The sequence below is a fragment of the uncultured Pelagimonas sp. genome (assembly GCF_947498515.1).
Taxonomy (GTDB): domain Bacteria; phylum Pseudomonadota; class Alphaproteobacteria; order Rhodobacterales; family Rhodobacteraceae; genus Pelagimonas.
In genome coordinates, this window is sequence record NZ_CANMKO010000002.1 from 101,862 (window position 1) to 114,600 (window position 12,739).

Genomic DNA, 12,739 nt, shown 5'->3' on the forward strand with positions numbered 1-12,739 from the left:
TTTTGTAAGCTGTGGTTACGAAACGGGGCTTTGGCCTCGTTTAAATAGCGCCTCAAACACTAAAAACTGACATTCCAAATAGTCCCGATCATCAAGCCGGGGTTCACGGGCCAATGGCCGCATCATTGCCGCAGACATCAATGTCCCATTGCCCCATTGTGCATGGGCTTTGCGAAACCGTTTGCGATAGCAATCAGCGGCTGCTGCCTCTTTAACCAACAGATTTGCCAAACGGGCCCGCGCGCCCGACGGCACGGGCAACAAAGCCCTCGCCGCCGCGCTTATATCACCGGGAAGAACCGGTCTCATGACTGACACGTGACCGAGGCAAATGGCCCGGGCCCATATCGCGCCGACACTTGCGCCACGGCAATCTGATACTCACCCGTCAAACCATCCGAAACCTGTTGCGAGGCCGCATAGGACCAGATTGGCGACGACACCTGTGCCTCGCGGATAACGGTTTCGCCCTGTTGAACACGAACCAAATAGGATTCAGTGTCTTCACCCAATGGCACCTCAAAGCTGTCCCAGCCGTCGCCATCAATGCGCGTCCGTCTGATCCACGACACATCTAGGTCACCGGAAACCTCACTGGCGACAAGATGCGCCGGGCTATAGGGGCGCAACCCAATCCCATCAAAAGCAATCTCTTGATGTATATAGGTATCATCGTCAAAGGAGCGGCGCGCCGGCCCAACCCTGTAGTGACGCGACACTCGACGTTGCGCCGCCGCCAAAGCGATTTGCGCCGGAGCACCATCTAGCAAGACGACAAGCGCACCTTGTGGCCAGAACTCTGGCATCACCCCGTCAGTGCCTGCCTGTCCACGCAATCGGTGTGACAAAAGCCACCTGTCTTCGGACAAAAGCTCAGCATCGCGAAACTGGAAGAGCTCCCAATTGCCCGGGCTACCGTCGCCGATCGCCATAAGGTTGCCCCCGGCCAAAAGGGCCTCATCGCTCACCGATTGCAACGCCCCCGACAACAGTTGAACCTCAAGGGCTGAGCCATGGTCGATCAACCCGGATTGCGCCGCGAACAGCGGGGTTTGGGTCACGCCAACAACGGATTGCGCCGCAATGATGCTGTTGAGTTCGTAATCCGCATCCGTTGCCGAGTCATAAATCGCCGCCGATCCCGGCCAAGGTTCAGCAGTCAGCGCCAGATGCGGCGCATGCTCGACTTCGTCTCCGCTCATCAACGGGAGATCCATAAAGATCGGCGTGACCGGAACAGCGGCCTCGTACGGCCGTATAGCCGCGGCATCATCGGTGTAATCGGACGGTTGATAGACATCCGGCTCGATCCGAACCGCATCCACGATCTGATGATCCATCACATCCACCCGGTCGATCCGCGCCAAAGTTGGCCCCGATTTCGATGGGATACGCACGATGTCACCGGCCCCAAGCTGTAGTTTGGAGGGCGGCAAGGCAAAGCGCAACGTGTCACGCCCGACCCGCCCTTCGGCAAGCCAACGCTCCGCAGTTTGCAACCCTTCACCACGTGTCATGGTCAGGGCCAGCTCGGTTTCCGCGACCGCATGGGTTTCATCATCGGGCAAGATCGCCTCTTCGGCGGCCACCTGATGATCGCCGTCGGCCTCGATAAAGCGCACACGTACACGCCCCGCCATTTCAGCCTCACCGGCGCGCACTTCGGTCAGGTCGCCATCGACTTCATCACTCAACGCAAGGTCTTCGTGATTGATATCAATGGCTTTGAGCCCATCCCGCATCCGGAAAATCAACATGCCGTCGCGTTCGATTGCATCAAACCCGTGGGCTAACATCAGGGCCTGAAGCGAGCGCCGCGCATCCGTGACATTGGGTTCAACAAAGCCACGAACAACGCCATAGAGTTGGCTTGTATCGATATGCGTTACACCCGCCCGGTTACAAAGCTCCTGAACAACTGATGCCAAAGACCGAGCCGAGGCCCGTCCATTCAACCAATGGCCACGACGGTAATTTGCCCCATCAGACCAAAGCTCACTATTGCCGGGGAACCACGGGAATGGCCGCGCATCCCATGCCCAGACATAGGCATTGTCCATGTCCAACATCGGGCCATCATAGACCTCGGATTGTGGATTGTTGGCTTCATCCGACCAATAGCCCATCATGGCGCGCAGGTATTGCCGCTGCATGGCCTCATCCCGCAAACCATTGGAAAAATGCGGCAAGGACGATTCAGACGATTTTGGATCAAGGAACTTGTTGGGCTGGTTGGCCCCTTTGTTCACCGCCGCACAGCCCAATTCGGTAAACCAGATCGGCTTTGACTGTGGCTCCCAATCGGTGGGCGTGTCATCGCGTACACCGGCACGACGTTCGTGATGCCTGTTGCCCCACCAATTGCGGATATCCTTGTAGCGCCACACCCAGGGTTCGTTATGTTCCCCATCGGTGATTGCTTTGCGGTTTTGCGCCTCGCGCCCTTCGGCTGAGGAGTAATACCAATCATACCCTTCACCGCCTTCAATATTGGCGCGCAGGTAATCGACGTTGTAGGTATTCCCCCACTCCGCATCAGCATGATCATCCCCGTCACGCCAATCCGCGATAGGCATGTAGTTGTCGATCCCAATGAAATCGATGGCCTCGTCGCTCCAAAGCGGATCGAGATGGAAATACAAGTCGCCCGAGCCATCCTGCGGGTGGTAGCCGAAATATTCAGACCAATCCGCCGCATAGCCGATTTTCACATCTGGCCCAAGGATTTGGCGGCACTCAGCAGCCAACAGTTTTAACTGTTCAACCGCCGGGAAACCAGCCGCCCCGCGAATTTGCGTCAAGGCGCGCATTTCCGAACCGATGCAAAACGACGCCACATCACCTGCCGCCGCACAAAGCGCCGCTTGGTGAAGTACAAATCGACGATAGGACCATTCCTCTGGGCCTGAGTACGTCACCCCATCACCCGAAACGGAGAAATCAGACGCCGACACGGTGCCAAAGAAGCTTGCCACCTCTGCGTCTGCTGCTGCGGTCAAATCAGGAGAGCCGTCCTGACCGGGGGCAAGACTTGTGGTGATCCGTCCGCGCCAAGGCAGCTTGGGCTGCCCGGTTCCGCCGGTCCACGGGTCAACCAAAGTGTTGTCCCCCATCTGGTCCATCAAAATGAAGGGGTAGTACATGACCTTGAGGCCCTGCGAGGACATGCGGCGGATCGCTTGGATCACGCTAGCATCTGCCGGCGTGCCCCCATAGACAACACGGCCACCCTCTTCTGGAACGACTTGCGCCGATGCACGGTCTAACCCGCTGACCACCCAAGGCATTTTTTCGGAATCGAACTCGATCTGTTCGACTTTGGGTTGGATTTCACAGGACCCACAGCGCAAGTCATTGCCAAACCAGCTCACAACCAGCGACGCTGCTCCACAATTTGGAAGCTCATCGCGCAGTTGGTTTAGCGATGTATTGAAATCGGGTTCTTCGGAGGGCGAATTGACGTTTGTCACCTTGCGGCTGGACGCAATAGTCATCCCCCCCAAGACCTCCTCGGGCAGCTCATATTTGTAATAGGTCAGGTATACCGGATCGGTCGCCAAAGAGTATTCGCCGGTTCCCGGAATCATCGCGACCCCTTTGATCGCTTGGGGAACCTCTTCACTATCTCGAAGCTCTGGACGTGTGACCTCAAAGCTGAACTGGGGAACACGGTTGCCGAAACTCGCCAGATGCAGGTTTTCCATCACGACATATGCCGTCCCACGATAGGCTGGCACCTGCCCCGCCCCTTCGATGGCTTCTATCGTTGGATCAGGCATTTGATCATCGGTGCCATAGTAGACACGCATATTGAGGTCTTTGAGAGCAACCTCAGACCCATCCGCCCACACGCGATTGATGCCAGTGATTTCCCCCTCGCACAGGGCGATCCCTAGGCTAATGGAATAACTGTAAGATTTGACCTTGGGGTTGGGCGGGCCGCCTTTGCCGCCTCCGCCAGATTTCTTGACGTGTTCTTTGAACTCGGTTGCCCAAATAACATGACCGCCAACGCGCATCCGGCCATAGACCTGTGCGATTGGGGCCCCGTCACCGGCACCGCTTAGGCGGAACCGTTCGATTTTGCCCATTTCAATGGCGTCAGACCCTTGTCCCAGCAATCGCTGATCCAAAGACCGGCCGACAGAAGCCCCAATAAAACGGCCAACAGCAGTCATGGACAATCCCAAAAGAGATCCACCCATAGAACTGCCAAGTGCTGCCCCTGCAGCTGAAAGAAGGATAGTCGCCATCACTCGATCTCCAATGGTAGGGCAAACCGCGCGACGATGCGCCGTTCCCAGGACGCGCCAAGCGCGCTTTCGATCACCCCATGCCCGCTATAGGCATGTATGAATGAGGCCCCCGCCCCTGTTTCGGCCTGAATGCCGATATGTTTCGCAACTGCGCCTTCGCGCATGCGAAACAATAGGATATCACCGGGGGCCGCGTCGTCTCGTGGTTTGGGCTGCAAATGCCGCATGGCCGCACGCCACAAACGCTCATCACCCTGAGGTTCAGACCAGTCCATGCTATAGGCCGGAACCTTTTCGGGTTCCGATCCGATCACCTCGCGCCACACACCGCGCAACAGACCAAGGCAATCAGTGCCCGCCCCTTTGCGCGATGTTTGGTGCACATAAGGCGTACCGATCCAGCCGCGCGCAGCCTCAACCACACAAGTCATCTCCGGCTGCCCCCGTTTTGCTTTTTGGCATGTGTGGGGTAAACGGTGACCCAGTCCTCTTCGGGAATGTCCGGAAACCCTTGAAAATTCAACAAATTGTTAAATTTCAAACGGCAAGTTTCCATCCGTTTATCACAGCCCGCGCTAATCCGAATGATGTCACCGGGTTCGATAGTGGCGCGCAAAGGTTCCCAGATTTCAAGGTCACGATGACCGGTCCCCGTCAGCCGATCCCGCTTGATTGAACCGGATAATCCCTTGGCCGCACCGGAAATGACATCAAGGCGGCCACGTTGAAACCAGTCGGTTTCAAATTCAGTTGCGCCCTCAAAGGAAAATACCCGGTTATCCTCGACCTGCGCAACAGGAGCCTCAAGAAAGTAACCCGGCGTGTCGAGATCAAAGCGACAGCCACGCCCACCCAAAACCGCCGAACACGGTTTTTGGTAGACGCGCCCAATCGGGCGGCCAAGGGCTTCGGTTAACCCGCGCAACTCTGCGTGAAACGCCCCGCCGCCACGACGCAACTCGCCAATTGTGCCGCGAAACATGATCCGCCGCGCCGTGACGTCTGACCAGTTCACCAACCAGGCAATTACCTCTGCGCCGTCAAAACGACCAGCAGCAATATCCTCTTCACGAATAGCTGCATCGCTCAGCGCGCCCATGGCTTCGGTATTGTCCACCGACAACCCGGTTGCCTGTTGCAGGGCCTTGGCCGACAACCCTGTATCGGCCTTGAACTCATAGCCATCAAAGGCAAGCGCACGGTCGTGGTCGGTGAAACCAAATTTGGTACCATCCTTACGGATAACGGCCCAAGCCCGACAAACCGACCCAACCCCATCTTGCAAATGCGCATGAAGTGCTTCTGCTCCCGACATCAGACCCGAACCTCCACAACCGGTACATCCGGAACCTGGCCGGCGCGAAAACTCGCCACCGATACGTTGATACGATCGGTGTCAAAGCGCACAGGCACATCAAATTCGAAACCGGCACTGATCTCGACACCAGCCAGCGGGATTTCATCAAAGGTGATGATCCCGGTGTCGGTATCAATTTCAAAATGCACGCTTTCACGACGCTCAACATCTTGAACAGCCGCAACCACGGACCCTGCCACAGGTTTGGTGATTGGACGCGCATAGGTCGCCCCGCCGGACGTATAGTTTTTGATCAGCTGGAAATCCCGCCTCACACCATCGCCATGAGCAATGATCTGATCACCAGTCCCAATCCGTTTCGACGGAGCGCAGGATTTGAAATCAGCCCAGTCTTTCCAACGAAAACCAAACAACTGACCCTGACGCGCCTCAAAAAAGGCGATCAAAGCTTCGACATCATCCAACGACCGTAGCCCCAAACCGGCATCATAACGGCGACGTGAATGTGCCCAAGGCGTGTTGCGTTCTTCGTGGCCACTGGTCAGCTGAACGATATCGGTACGGCGCTCAGGCCCACCAACGGATCCAAAGCTCAGGTCCGCCGGGAAACGAATTTCATGAAACGACATAGTACCCTCCGATCACCGATTGCGTGCGCCACGTCCCAGTGCCCGGCTCATCTGAGCGGCAATCTGCGACTGGCTGCGTTGGAACCCCTGGGCGTCAGGGGTTTGAATATTCATCACGACATTGACCGGGCTGCCCCCGCCACCGCCGCGCACACCAAGCTTGCCATCGGGGCCACGCGCCAAGGGCATGATCGCCTCGGGGCCCGCTTCGCCCATTAGTCCCATGCCGCCACGCATCGGAAAGGTCACCGGCCCATTGACGACACCGCCATTTGCAAAGGGCATGACACGCCCTTGCGAAAAACTCCCGCCATCCGCAAAAGGCGAATACGAGCCAAACATGGCCGAGGCCCCATTGGCGATCATGCCACTGATATGGTTCGCCATCGGCTTGACGGCGGCTTTCCAAGCCACGTCAATCATCGAATTGGCCACCGTACGTAGCGCATCCGACAGTTTTCCACCGTCAAGAACAACGCCATCAATCGCCTTGGTCACACCTGAGCTCAAAGAGCGTTCAAGCCGGCTGGCACCCTGCCCGGCGGTGTCAAAACTTTGGTGAACTTTTCGCATTTCCTGATCGAACTGCGCCGCCACATCAATCGCCCCGCCAATCGAGCTTTCCAAAGCATCAACCTGCGCTTGCAGGTCATCCATCATCTCACTCTCAGCCATCTCGAAGCATCTCCTTGTTCACAGACGGGGCATCATCCGGAAACGCATCCATCAGCTCATCAAGCCGTGATCGTCCCATCGGTTTTCCGCCGTCACCCTCACCCAACATCAATTGCAACTCTGCCGGGGTCAGATCCCAAAATTCCTGGGGGCGCAGGCCAAGCCCGCGCATCCCCGCTCGCATGAGCTCTGGCCAATCAAACCCCTTCATCCGCCTGCTCCGGCAACATGAAGGCGCGGGCCAAAAGTTCGGCCGCTGCGCGTGTGGCCGCCATAGGACCACCAGCAATTTCGGCATTGAGCAGGTCTTTGGCCTGCCCCTGCCATCCGCCGCCCCGCAGCCCGGCCACAATGAGCGCCAGCACGTCACGCGTGCTGAAACCGCCCTGTTCGAACCGTTGCACCAGTTCCACCAGCGATCCGCTGTCCAGCCCGGCTTCCAACTCGGCCAAAGCGCCAAGTGTCAGCCGCATGTTGTGACGCTCACCATCAATGGTCAGCGCCACTTCCCCCCGCCACGGATTGCCCATTACAGCTCCGGCACCGCAATAAAGCTGAGCTCACCAGCCGACGCCATGGAGACTTCGTAGGTCGCCTCACCGTTATGCGATCCCGAATATTCGATGCTGGACACTTGGAACGCACCTTCGACGGTTCCAAAATCGGGAATGATCACCTGAAAGTCCGGTGTTTCACCGTCGAAAAAGATCTGACGCGCCCGTTCGTCGGTCTGGGCGTCCTTAAAGACACCAGAGCCCGAGATATTGGCGGATTTCACACCAGCCCCGGCCAACAGCTCGCGCCAGCCACCTTGGCTTTCCAACGTGGTCACGTCGACCTGTTCGGCGTTAAAGCTGACGCGGGTTGCGCGTAGGCCTGCCATTGTTTCGAATTGACCGTCACCAGACAGGTCCACTTTGACCAAAAGGTCTTTGCCGTTCTGAGCACCCATAGCTACTACTCCGTTTTGAAAAGGGTCAATTATCTTCCACGCGTGCGCGGAACGTGAGATCGATCCGACGAATGCCGCCGGTTTCGCGTGTTGCTTTGGCCTTGCGGAACCACAGGCCAACCAATCGGCCTCGGCTCAGGGCCAAATCTGCCTCATGCAAGGTGTCGCTGATGGCTCCAGCGGCCTGTTTGGCGGTCAAAAAGCCAGCGGTTTCTGTGACAACTGACACCACAAACTCGTGCCAGGCCCCGTCATCCGTTCCGTCACCTGCTTCGGTTGCCGTTTCCGGGCCGATGGCCACATAGGTCTGAGGCAAAGATCCGATTGGCAAAGCGTCAAAGATGTTGTCGCCCACCAAATTGTCCAACGTCACACTGGACTGAAGCTCTGCAAAAACTGCGGTTTGCAGGGGGCCAGATAATGCATAACTCATACCGCCAACTCCTCTTCGCAATGACAATTCAAGTAGAAGCCCTTTGGCTCGGCTTCGGTCACCGCTTCGATCCGGAAAATCCGATTGCCCATGAGAAACCGTTGACCAGCGACCGGGCGCGCCGAATGCCCGTCTGGGGCTCCACGCACAACGAACCGAAATCCCGTTACCGACACCGCGCCAGCATCCCCTTCGGCCAACCGTCCGCTCCGCGGCTGTACTTCGGCCCAAAGCGTTCCAAGCTGTTGCCATGCCTCGGTAAAACCACCGGCACCATCAGCTGTTCGTTGCAGAGCCTCGAGCGCAAGTTCTCTGTTTAGGTTGGGCCGTTTCATGCGCCCGTCCCCACCCGCACCAGACGGTAACGCGCAATCAAGCTGGTGACACCAAAGGGCATACAGCCTTGGCTCAACGCCGTTTCATCGCGGTATTCGTAGTAATGTGCAGCAAGCAACAGAACCGCCTGTGCAAGATCACTTGGAACGTCTTCAAAAGCCGGGCCAAAACCTGCGTCAAATCTGATCTCAACAGCACCTTCGCTCGGTATTGCGGGTAGAGCCGTTGATGTTGATTTTAGTTTCGGCTCGAAATTGTCCTTTTGCAGACGGTAGGCCGACGCATCCAACGTGGTTGTGGCTCCAAAACGATCCACATAGGTCACGTCCGAAATCGATTGGATTGGCGCAACCGGCAATCCTTGCGCTTGGGCATTGCGCCACTGTGCAAAGGTCACAACAAATCCACGCGTGATTAACGCTTTGCCTGTTCGCGCTTCGATTGCGGCCATTGACGCGCGTAAGAACGAGGCCAACACAGAATCTTGCAAATCATCTTCTGCAAACCCGCTGCCCAGTCGCAAATGACGCGTCAGCGCCTCGATTGGAAGGGCCGCATCGGGCACCTGAGTTTCTTCCACCAACATCATGTTTTATCTCCGAAATCCCTTGGCCTTCCCCTGTCCCCGTATGGTGACGGGCGCGCGCCGCCCACGCTGCACGGGCGGAGGGGGACTGCTGGACACCATCGGCTGCGCGCGCCCTGTGAGAGGCAGGACCTGCCCCCGCCTCTCATCTCGATGCTGCCGACTTAGACGTCAGCGCAGCGCAGCAGTTTGATGGCTGCAAAGTCGCTTACGTCGCCACCAACACGTTTGGACGCATAGAACAGAACGTGAGGCTTGGCGCTGAACGGGTCACGCAGAACACGCAAGTCAGGGCGTTCGGCAATGGTGTAACCTGCACCAAAATCACCAAAGGCGATCGGAGTTTCAGAGGCACCAATATCTGGCATGTCCTCGGAAATCAGAACCGGGTAGCCCAGAAGGCGCGCAGGTTCAGCAGCCGCCAAACCGTCTGCCCACAGATGACGACCATCCTGATCCTTCAGCTTGCGCAGCGCACCAGCGGTCTTGGAGTTCATGACAAAGGTCGCGTTGGCACGATATTCGGCACCCAGTGCATAGACGAGGTCGATAATCGTGTCGCCATTGCCCAAATCTGGGGTCAGATCGGTTTCAACATAGCCAAGGTTGCCCCAGCTCCATGTCTCGTTTTCAACGGCCGTGTGGTTTAGGAAACCACGTGGCTTGTCGATACCATCGCCGGACACAAAGGCAGATGCTTCAGCACGCGCAAACTTGTCAGAGATACGGCCCGCAAGCCATTCTTCGACGTTAAAGGCGCTATCGTCCAGCAAACGCTGAGAGATCTTTGGCATCGCGTTCAGCTCATAGAGCGGGATCGAAATACGCTCGATGGTCGGCGTACCAGTCTCAGCCGAGGCGGACACTTCGTCGGCCCAACCGGCACCAGTGTCATTCTGGTCGATCAGAACATCAAACGACGTTGCTTCAACGTTCACAACGTTCGAAATCGCACGGATCGACGCAGTAGAGGCAAGGGTTGATTTGATCGACTCTGCGGTCACTGGATCAACAAGGTAACCACCATCGGAGTTGACCGCCGAGGACATGGCCTTGCCTTCAAGCTCCAGGCCGCGCAGGCCGTCGTCTTCACCTGAACGCAGATATGCGTCAAAGGCTTTCTGGTGTGGGGCGTCAACCTCTGCGTGGGTCGACAGTGCGGGGCGTGCCGCTACGGCAGATTTATGATCAAGCATGGTCAGTCGCTCTTCCTGTTTATGAAGCTTCTCTTGAAGGTCGGCCTGTAAGGCCTTGAAATCCCCAATCAGTCCCGCCATTGCGGCACTCACCCGGGCGACCGGAGGCATATCTTCCCCGGTCCGAGACTTGGTCTCGGCTGTACTCATGTGCGTGTTCCTCATGAGTGGCGTGGCTCAGTCGCCCGCCAGGTTACGGCGGGCGTCTTCAATGACGTCCGCCAAGTCACCCCAATGATCGACGTCCAGCTCTTCAGCCTTGGCCGCCACTCGGGCACTGGGTAGCATCGGGAAGGTCACAAGCGACACTTCCCAAAGCTCCAGTTCGTTCAAGAGCCGCTGGCCCTTGTCATTCTTTGCCGCTTTCACGGTGCGGTAGCCGATCGACAACCCGTCAATCGCACCCGCTTCGATCAACGCTGCGGCCTCGCGGCCCTTTTCAACGCTGTCCAGCAACCGGCCTTTGACATAAAGGCCGCGTTCATCTTCGCGCACCTCGTCCCAAATCCCGATCGGTTGGGCCGGGTCATGCTGCCAAAGCATTTTGACTGCGCGATTGTCCGATTCCAGCTTTTTGAGTGAGCGGGCATAGGCCCCTTTGCTCACCACATCACCGCCCTGATCACAGGCCCCAAAGAGCGAGGCATAGCCCTCAATCTTGGTGCCTTCGACCACAGTGATCTCCGCGTCAAAGCGGCAGAACTTGTGTTCCAGATCCATGTTCCGTCCTTTCAATGGCGCGCTTATTGCGCGGTATGCATCAAGCCTTGGAAAGCCTCGGCAAGGATCACCCCAGCCACCCCGTAAACCGTGAGCCACAGGCGCTTTTCCAATCGTTCCATCAACATCTCGATGCGCGAAAACTTGTCGTTCAGCGCGTCGATATGAAGTTTGCTAACCCTTTCATGGGCTTCCAGCCGCAAGGCCGGCGCGCAGGCAAAGGGTTCCTTTGCACGCATTTCACTCACCGTTTTCCCCTTCCGGCAGCGCTGGCAGTCCCAGCATCTGGCGTTTTTCGGCGGCGGTTAGGAAGTCAGCAACCGCAACACGGTTCCACTGCGCGTCACGCTCCGTTGCCAAGGCCGGGACCTGGTCCAGGTCTGGTTTGAGCTCGACCTCTTCGCCGATATGGTTCGACAACCAACGCCCGACCGAGGCCGAGACTTTGCTCGCCAATGGCAAAACAGTCTGGCGATAAAACGCCCGGTGTGCTTCGGCATAGTTGGCAAAGGTCGCCTCGCCCGGAATGCCAAGCAACATGGGCGGCACCCCAAAGGCGGTGGCAATCTCACGCGCGGCGGCTTCCTTGGTCTTTTGGAATTCCATATCCGATGGCGAGAACCCCATCGGCTTCCAATCCAAACCACCTTCCAACAACATCGGACGACCGGCATTGCGCGCGCCTTGGTGCATGCTCTCCATCTCATGGGTCAGGCGTTCAAACTGCTCTGGTGTCAGATGCCCCTGGCCCTCGGCCCCTTTCCAAACAATCGCCCCGCTTGGCCGGGCGGCGTTATCAAGTAGCCCTTTGGTCCAGCGGCTGGCGCTGTTGTGGACATCCACGGCCTGCGCGGCGGCTTGCAACGCCGACAGCCCATAATGATCATCCTGAGGATGGAAATTTTTGACATGGCAGACTGGTGAAATCGGTCCGGTCACATTGAAACGATGCTTGCGGCCACCAACGCTATATTCATAAGCAACGGGCCAGCCATCGGCACCGGGCACAACGCGCATCCGATCCGAGCGCAGCACATGCAGCTCAAACGGAACGCCCTGTTCACCTGACACGGCTTCAATATAACCGTCACCCGACAAAAGCATTTGACCATAAAGCGCCTCAAAGAAATCTGCGCGACCCTGTGCCGGGTTTGGACCGGCAATGAGCTTGAGAACCGGATGTTCAGCGTAACGCATATCGGCGTCCTGAAGCACAAGCGGCAACGCTGCGGCTGCCTCGGCGATTAGCTTAACGGCGCGAAACCCAACCGGATTGCCAGCAAAGGCCTGCTTGGTCAGCGAAACCGTATCACGCGGTGACCAGGCCACACGCCCGCCCGCCATCTGCGCCACGATCCGCCCTGTGGCCGATGCCTTTGCCTCTGGTGCCGGTGTGCTGGCCATTTCGGGCTGCTGTGCGCGCCGCAGAAAATCGAATACCATTCGTCTCGCTCCTCTTCCTTGGCAGATATGTCACCGGGCAAGCCGAGCCTGTTCGCAAAAACCAATGGCCTTCGCGGTGCTCGCTCTGTGTCCGGGGTCACATCCTTTGGATCAGTGTTTCGAAGGCCGCCCTTCGTCTTGAAACCTAACTTAGGGTTTGCGGGTTAAGAGGCCTTGAGACCACCGCACGCAGGT

General features: G+C 57.5%; 16 protein-coding genes. All 16 read right to left on the bottom strand.

Features of this window, described 5'->3' with window-relative positions; all coding sequences use genetic code 11:
- Nucleotides 1-15 precede the first annotated feature (15 nt).
- The 16 genes from Q1A43_RS03890 to Q1A43_RS03965 all read right to left on the bottom strand — a co-directional run bounded on the left by Q1A43_RS03890 (nt 16) and on the right by Q1A43_RS03965 (nt 12,544).
- Nucleotides 16-309, bottom strand: coding sequence for a hypothetical protein (locus tag Q1A43_RS03890; RefSeq protein ID WP_299932749.1), 294 nt, complete (start codon nt 307-309; stop codon nt 16-18).
- Entirely contained in the window at nt 306-4,253 is a 3,948-nt protein-coding gene (locus Q1A43_RS03895) for a glycoside hydrolase/phage tail family protein (RefSeq protein ID WP_299932752.1), read from the bottom strand. The genes Q1A43_RS03890 and Q1A43_RS03895 overlap by 4 nt, the downstream gene beginning before the upstream one ends.
- Nucleotides 4,253-4,687: an NlpC/P60 family protein gene (locus Q1A43_RS03900; RefSeq protein ID WP_299932755.1), complete on the bottom strand. Its 435-nt coding sequence runs from the start codon at nt 4,685-4,687 to the stop codon at nt 4,253-4,255. The genes Q1A43_RS03895 and Q1A43_RS03900 overlap by 1 nt, the downstream gene beginning before the upstream one ends.
- Nucleotides 4,684-5,571, bottom strand: a complete 888-nt coding sequence (locus tag Q1A43_RS03905) for a DUF2163 domain-containing protein (RefSeq protein ID WP_299932758.1) — start codon at nt 5,569-5,571, stop codon at nt 4,684-4,686. Before Q1A43_RS03905 ends, Q1A43_RS03900 begins: the two co-directional genes overlap by 4 nt.
- Nucleotides 5,571-6,203, bottom strand: a complete 633-nt coding sequence (locus tag Q1A43_RS03910) for a DUF2460 domain-containing protein (protein WP_299932760.1) — start codon at nt 6,201-6,203, stop codon at nt 5,571-5,573. The genes Q1A43_RS03905 and Q1A43_RS03910 overlap by 1 nt, the downstream gene beginning before the upstream one ends.
- Nucleotides 6,204-6,215: 12 nt before the next feature.
- A complete protein-coding gene (locus Q1A43_RS03915; RefSeq protein ID WP_299932762.1) occupies nt 6,216-6,878 on the bottom strand; it encodes a phage tail tape measure protein in 663 nt (220 codons plus the stop codon).
- Nucleotides 6,871-7,089: a rcc01693 family protein gene (locus Q1A43_RS03920; RefSeq protein WP_299932765.1), complete on the bottom strand. Its 219-nt coding sequence runs from the start codon at nt 7,087-7,089 to the stop codon at nt 6,871-6,873. The genes Q1A43_RS03915 and Q1A43_RS03920 overlap by 8 nt, the downstream gene beginning before the upstream one ends.
- Nucleotides 7,076-7,408, bottom strand: a complete 333-nt coding sequence (locus Q1A43_RS03925) for a gene transfer agent family protein (RefSeq protein ID WP_299932767.1) — start codon at nt 7,406-7,408, stop codon at nt 7,076-7,078. The genes Q1A43_RS03920 and Q1A43_RS03925 overlap by 14 nt, the downstream gene beginning before the upstream one ends.
- Nucleotides 7,408-7,830 (bottom strand): phage major tail protein, TP901-1 family, encoded by a 423-nt coding sequence (locus tag Q1A43_RS03930; protein ID WP_299932770.1) that lies wholly within the window; start codon nt 7,828-7,830, stop codon nt 7,408-7,410. The genes Q1A43_RS03925 and Q1A43_RS03930 overlap by 1 nt, the downstream gene beginning before the upstream one ends.
- 25 nt (nt 7,831-7,855) lie before the next feature.
- Nucleotides 7,856-8,263 carry a DUF3168 domain-containing protein gene (locus Q1A43_RS03935; RefSeq protein ID WP_299932773.1) on the bottom strand — a complete coding sequence of 136 codons (408 nt, stop codon included), beginning with the start codon at nt 8,261-8,263 and terminating at the stop codon, nt 7,856-7,858.
- On the bottom strand, nt 8,260-8,598 hold the full coding sequence (locus Q1A43_RS03940; RefSeq protein ID WP_299932776.1) for a phage head closure protein: 339 nt from the start codon (nt 8,596-8,598) through the stop codon (nt 8,260-8,262). Before Q1A43_RS03940 ends, Q1A43_RS03935 begins: the two co-directional genes overlap by 4 nt.
- Nucleotides 8,595-9,188: a head-tail connector protein gene (locus Q1A43_RS03945; RefSeq protein ID WP_299932779.1), complete on the bottom strand. Its 594-nt coding sequence runs from the start codon at nt 9,186-9,188 to the stop codon at nt 8,595-8,597. The genes Q1A43_RS03940 and Q1A43_RS03945 overlap by 4 nt, the downstream gene beginning before the upstream one ends.
- Before the next feature lie 161 nt (nt 9,189-9,349).
- Entirely contained in the window at nt 9,350-10,531 is a 1,182-nt protein-coding gene (locus tag Q1A43_RS03950) for a phage major capsid protein (protein WP_299932782.1), read from the bottom strand.
- 27 nt (nt 10,532-10,558) lie between these two features.
- Complete coding sequence (locus Q1A43_RS03955) at nt 10,559-11,101, bottom strand: HK97 family phage prohead protease (RefSeq protein WP_299932785.1); 543 nt, start codon at nt 11,099-11,101, stop codon at nt 10,559-10,561.
- Between the two features lie 23 nt (nt 11,102-11,124).
- Entirely contained in the window at nt 11,125-11,340 is a 216-nt protein-coding gene (locus tag Q1A43_RS03960; RefSeq protein WP_299933502.1) for a hypothetical protein, read from the bottom strand.
- 1 nt (nt 11,341) lies between these two features.
- Nucleotides 11,342-12,544, bottom strand: coding sequence for a phage portal protein (locus Q1A43_RS03965; protein ID WP_299932788.1), 1,203 nt, complete (start codon nt 12,542-12,544; stop codon nt 11,342-11,344).
- Nucleotides 12,545-12,739 lie beyond the last annotated feature (195 nt).

Coding starts and splice junctions, on each gene's coding strand:
- Q1A43_RS03890 (WP_299932749.1), bottom strand. CDS start 309: ATGAGACCGGTTCTTCCCGGTGATATAAGCGCGGCGGCGAGGGCTTTG.
- Q1A43_RS03895 (WP_299932752.1), bottom strand. CDS start 4,253: ATGGCGACTATCCTTCTTTCAGCTGCAGGGGCAGCACTTGGCAGTTCT.
- Q1A43_RS03900 (WP_299932755.1), bottom strand. CDS start 4,687: ATGACTTGTGTGGTTGAGGCTGCGCGCGGCTGGATCGGTACGCCTTAT.
- Q1A43_RS03905 (WP_299932758.1), bottom strand. CDS start 5,571: ATGTCGGGAGCAGAAGCACTTCATGCGCATTTGCAAGATGGGGTTGGG.
- Q1A43_RS03910 (WP_299932760.1), bottom strand. CDS start 6,203: ATGTCGTTTCATGAAATTCGTTTCCCGGCGGACCTGAGCTTTGGATCC.
- Q1A43_RS03915 (WP_299932762.1), bottom strand. CDS start 6,878: ATGGCTGAGAGTGAGATGATGGATGACCTGCAAGCGCAGGTTGATGCT.
- Q1A43_RS03920 (WP_299932765.1), bottom strand. CDS start 7,089: ATGAAGGGGTTTGATTGGCCAGAGCTCATGCGAGCGGGGATGCGCGGG.
- Q1A43_RS03925 (WP_299932767.1), bottom strand. CDS start 7,408: ATGGGCAATCCGTGGCGGGGGGAAGTGGCGCTGACCATTGATGGTGAG.
- Q1A43_RS03930 (WP_299932770.1), bottom strand. CDS start 7,830: ATGGGTGCTCAGAACGGCAAAGACCTTTTGGTCAAAGTGGACCTGTCT.
- Q1A43_RS03935 (WP_299932773.1), bottom strand. CDS start 8,263: ATGAGTTATGCATTATCTGGCCCCCTGCAAACCGCAGTTTTTGCAGAG.
- Q1A43_RS03940 (WP_299932776.1), bottom strand. CDS start 8,598: ATGAAACGGCCCAACCTAAACAGAGAACTTGCGCTCGAGGCTCTGCAA.
- Q1A43_RS03945 (WP_299932779.1), bottom strand. CDS start 9,188: ATGATGTTGGTGGAAGAAACTCAGGTGCCCGATGCGGCCCTTCCAATC.
- Q1A43_RS03950 (WP_299932782.1), bottom strand. CDS start 10,531: ATGAGTACAGCCGAGACCAAGTCTCGGACCGGGGAAGATATGCCTCCG.
- Q1A43_RS03955 (WP_299932785.1), bottom strand. CDS start 11,101: ATGGATCTGGAACACAAGTTCTGCCGCTTTGACGCGGAGATCACTGTG.
- Q1A43_RS03960 (WP_299933502.1), bottom strand. CDS start 11,340: ATGCGTGCAAAGGAACCCTTTGCCTGCGCGCCGGCCTTGCGGCTGGAA.
- Q1A43_RS03965 (WP_299932788.1), bottom strand. CDS start 12,544: ATGGTATTCGATTTTCTGCGGCGCGCACAGCAGCCCGAAATGGCCAGC.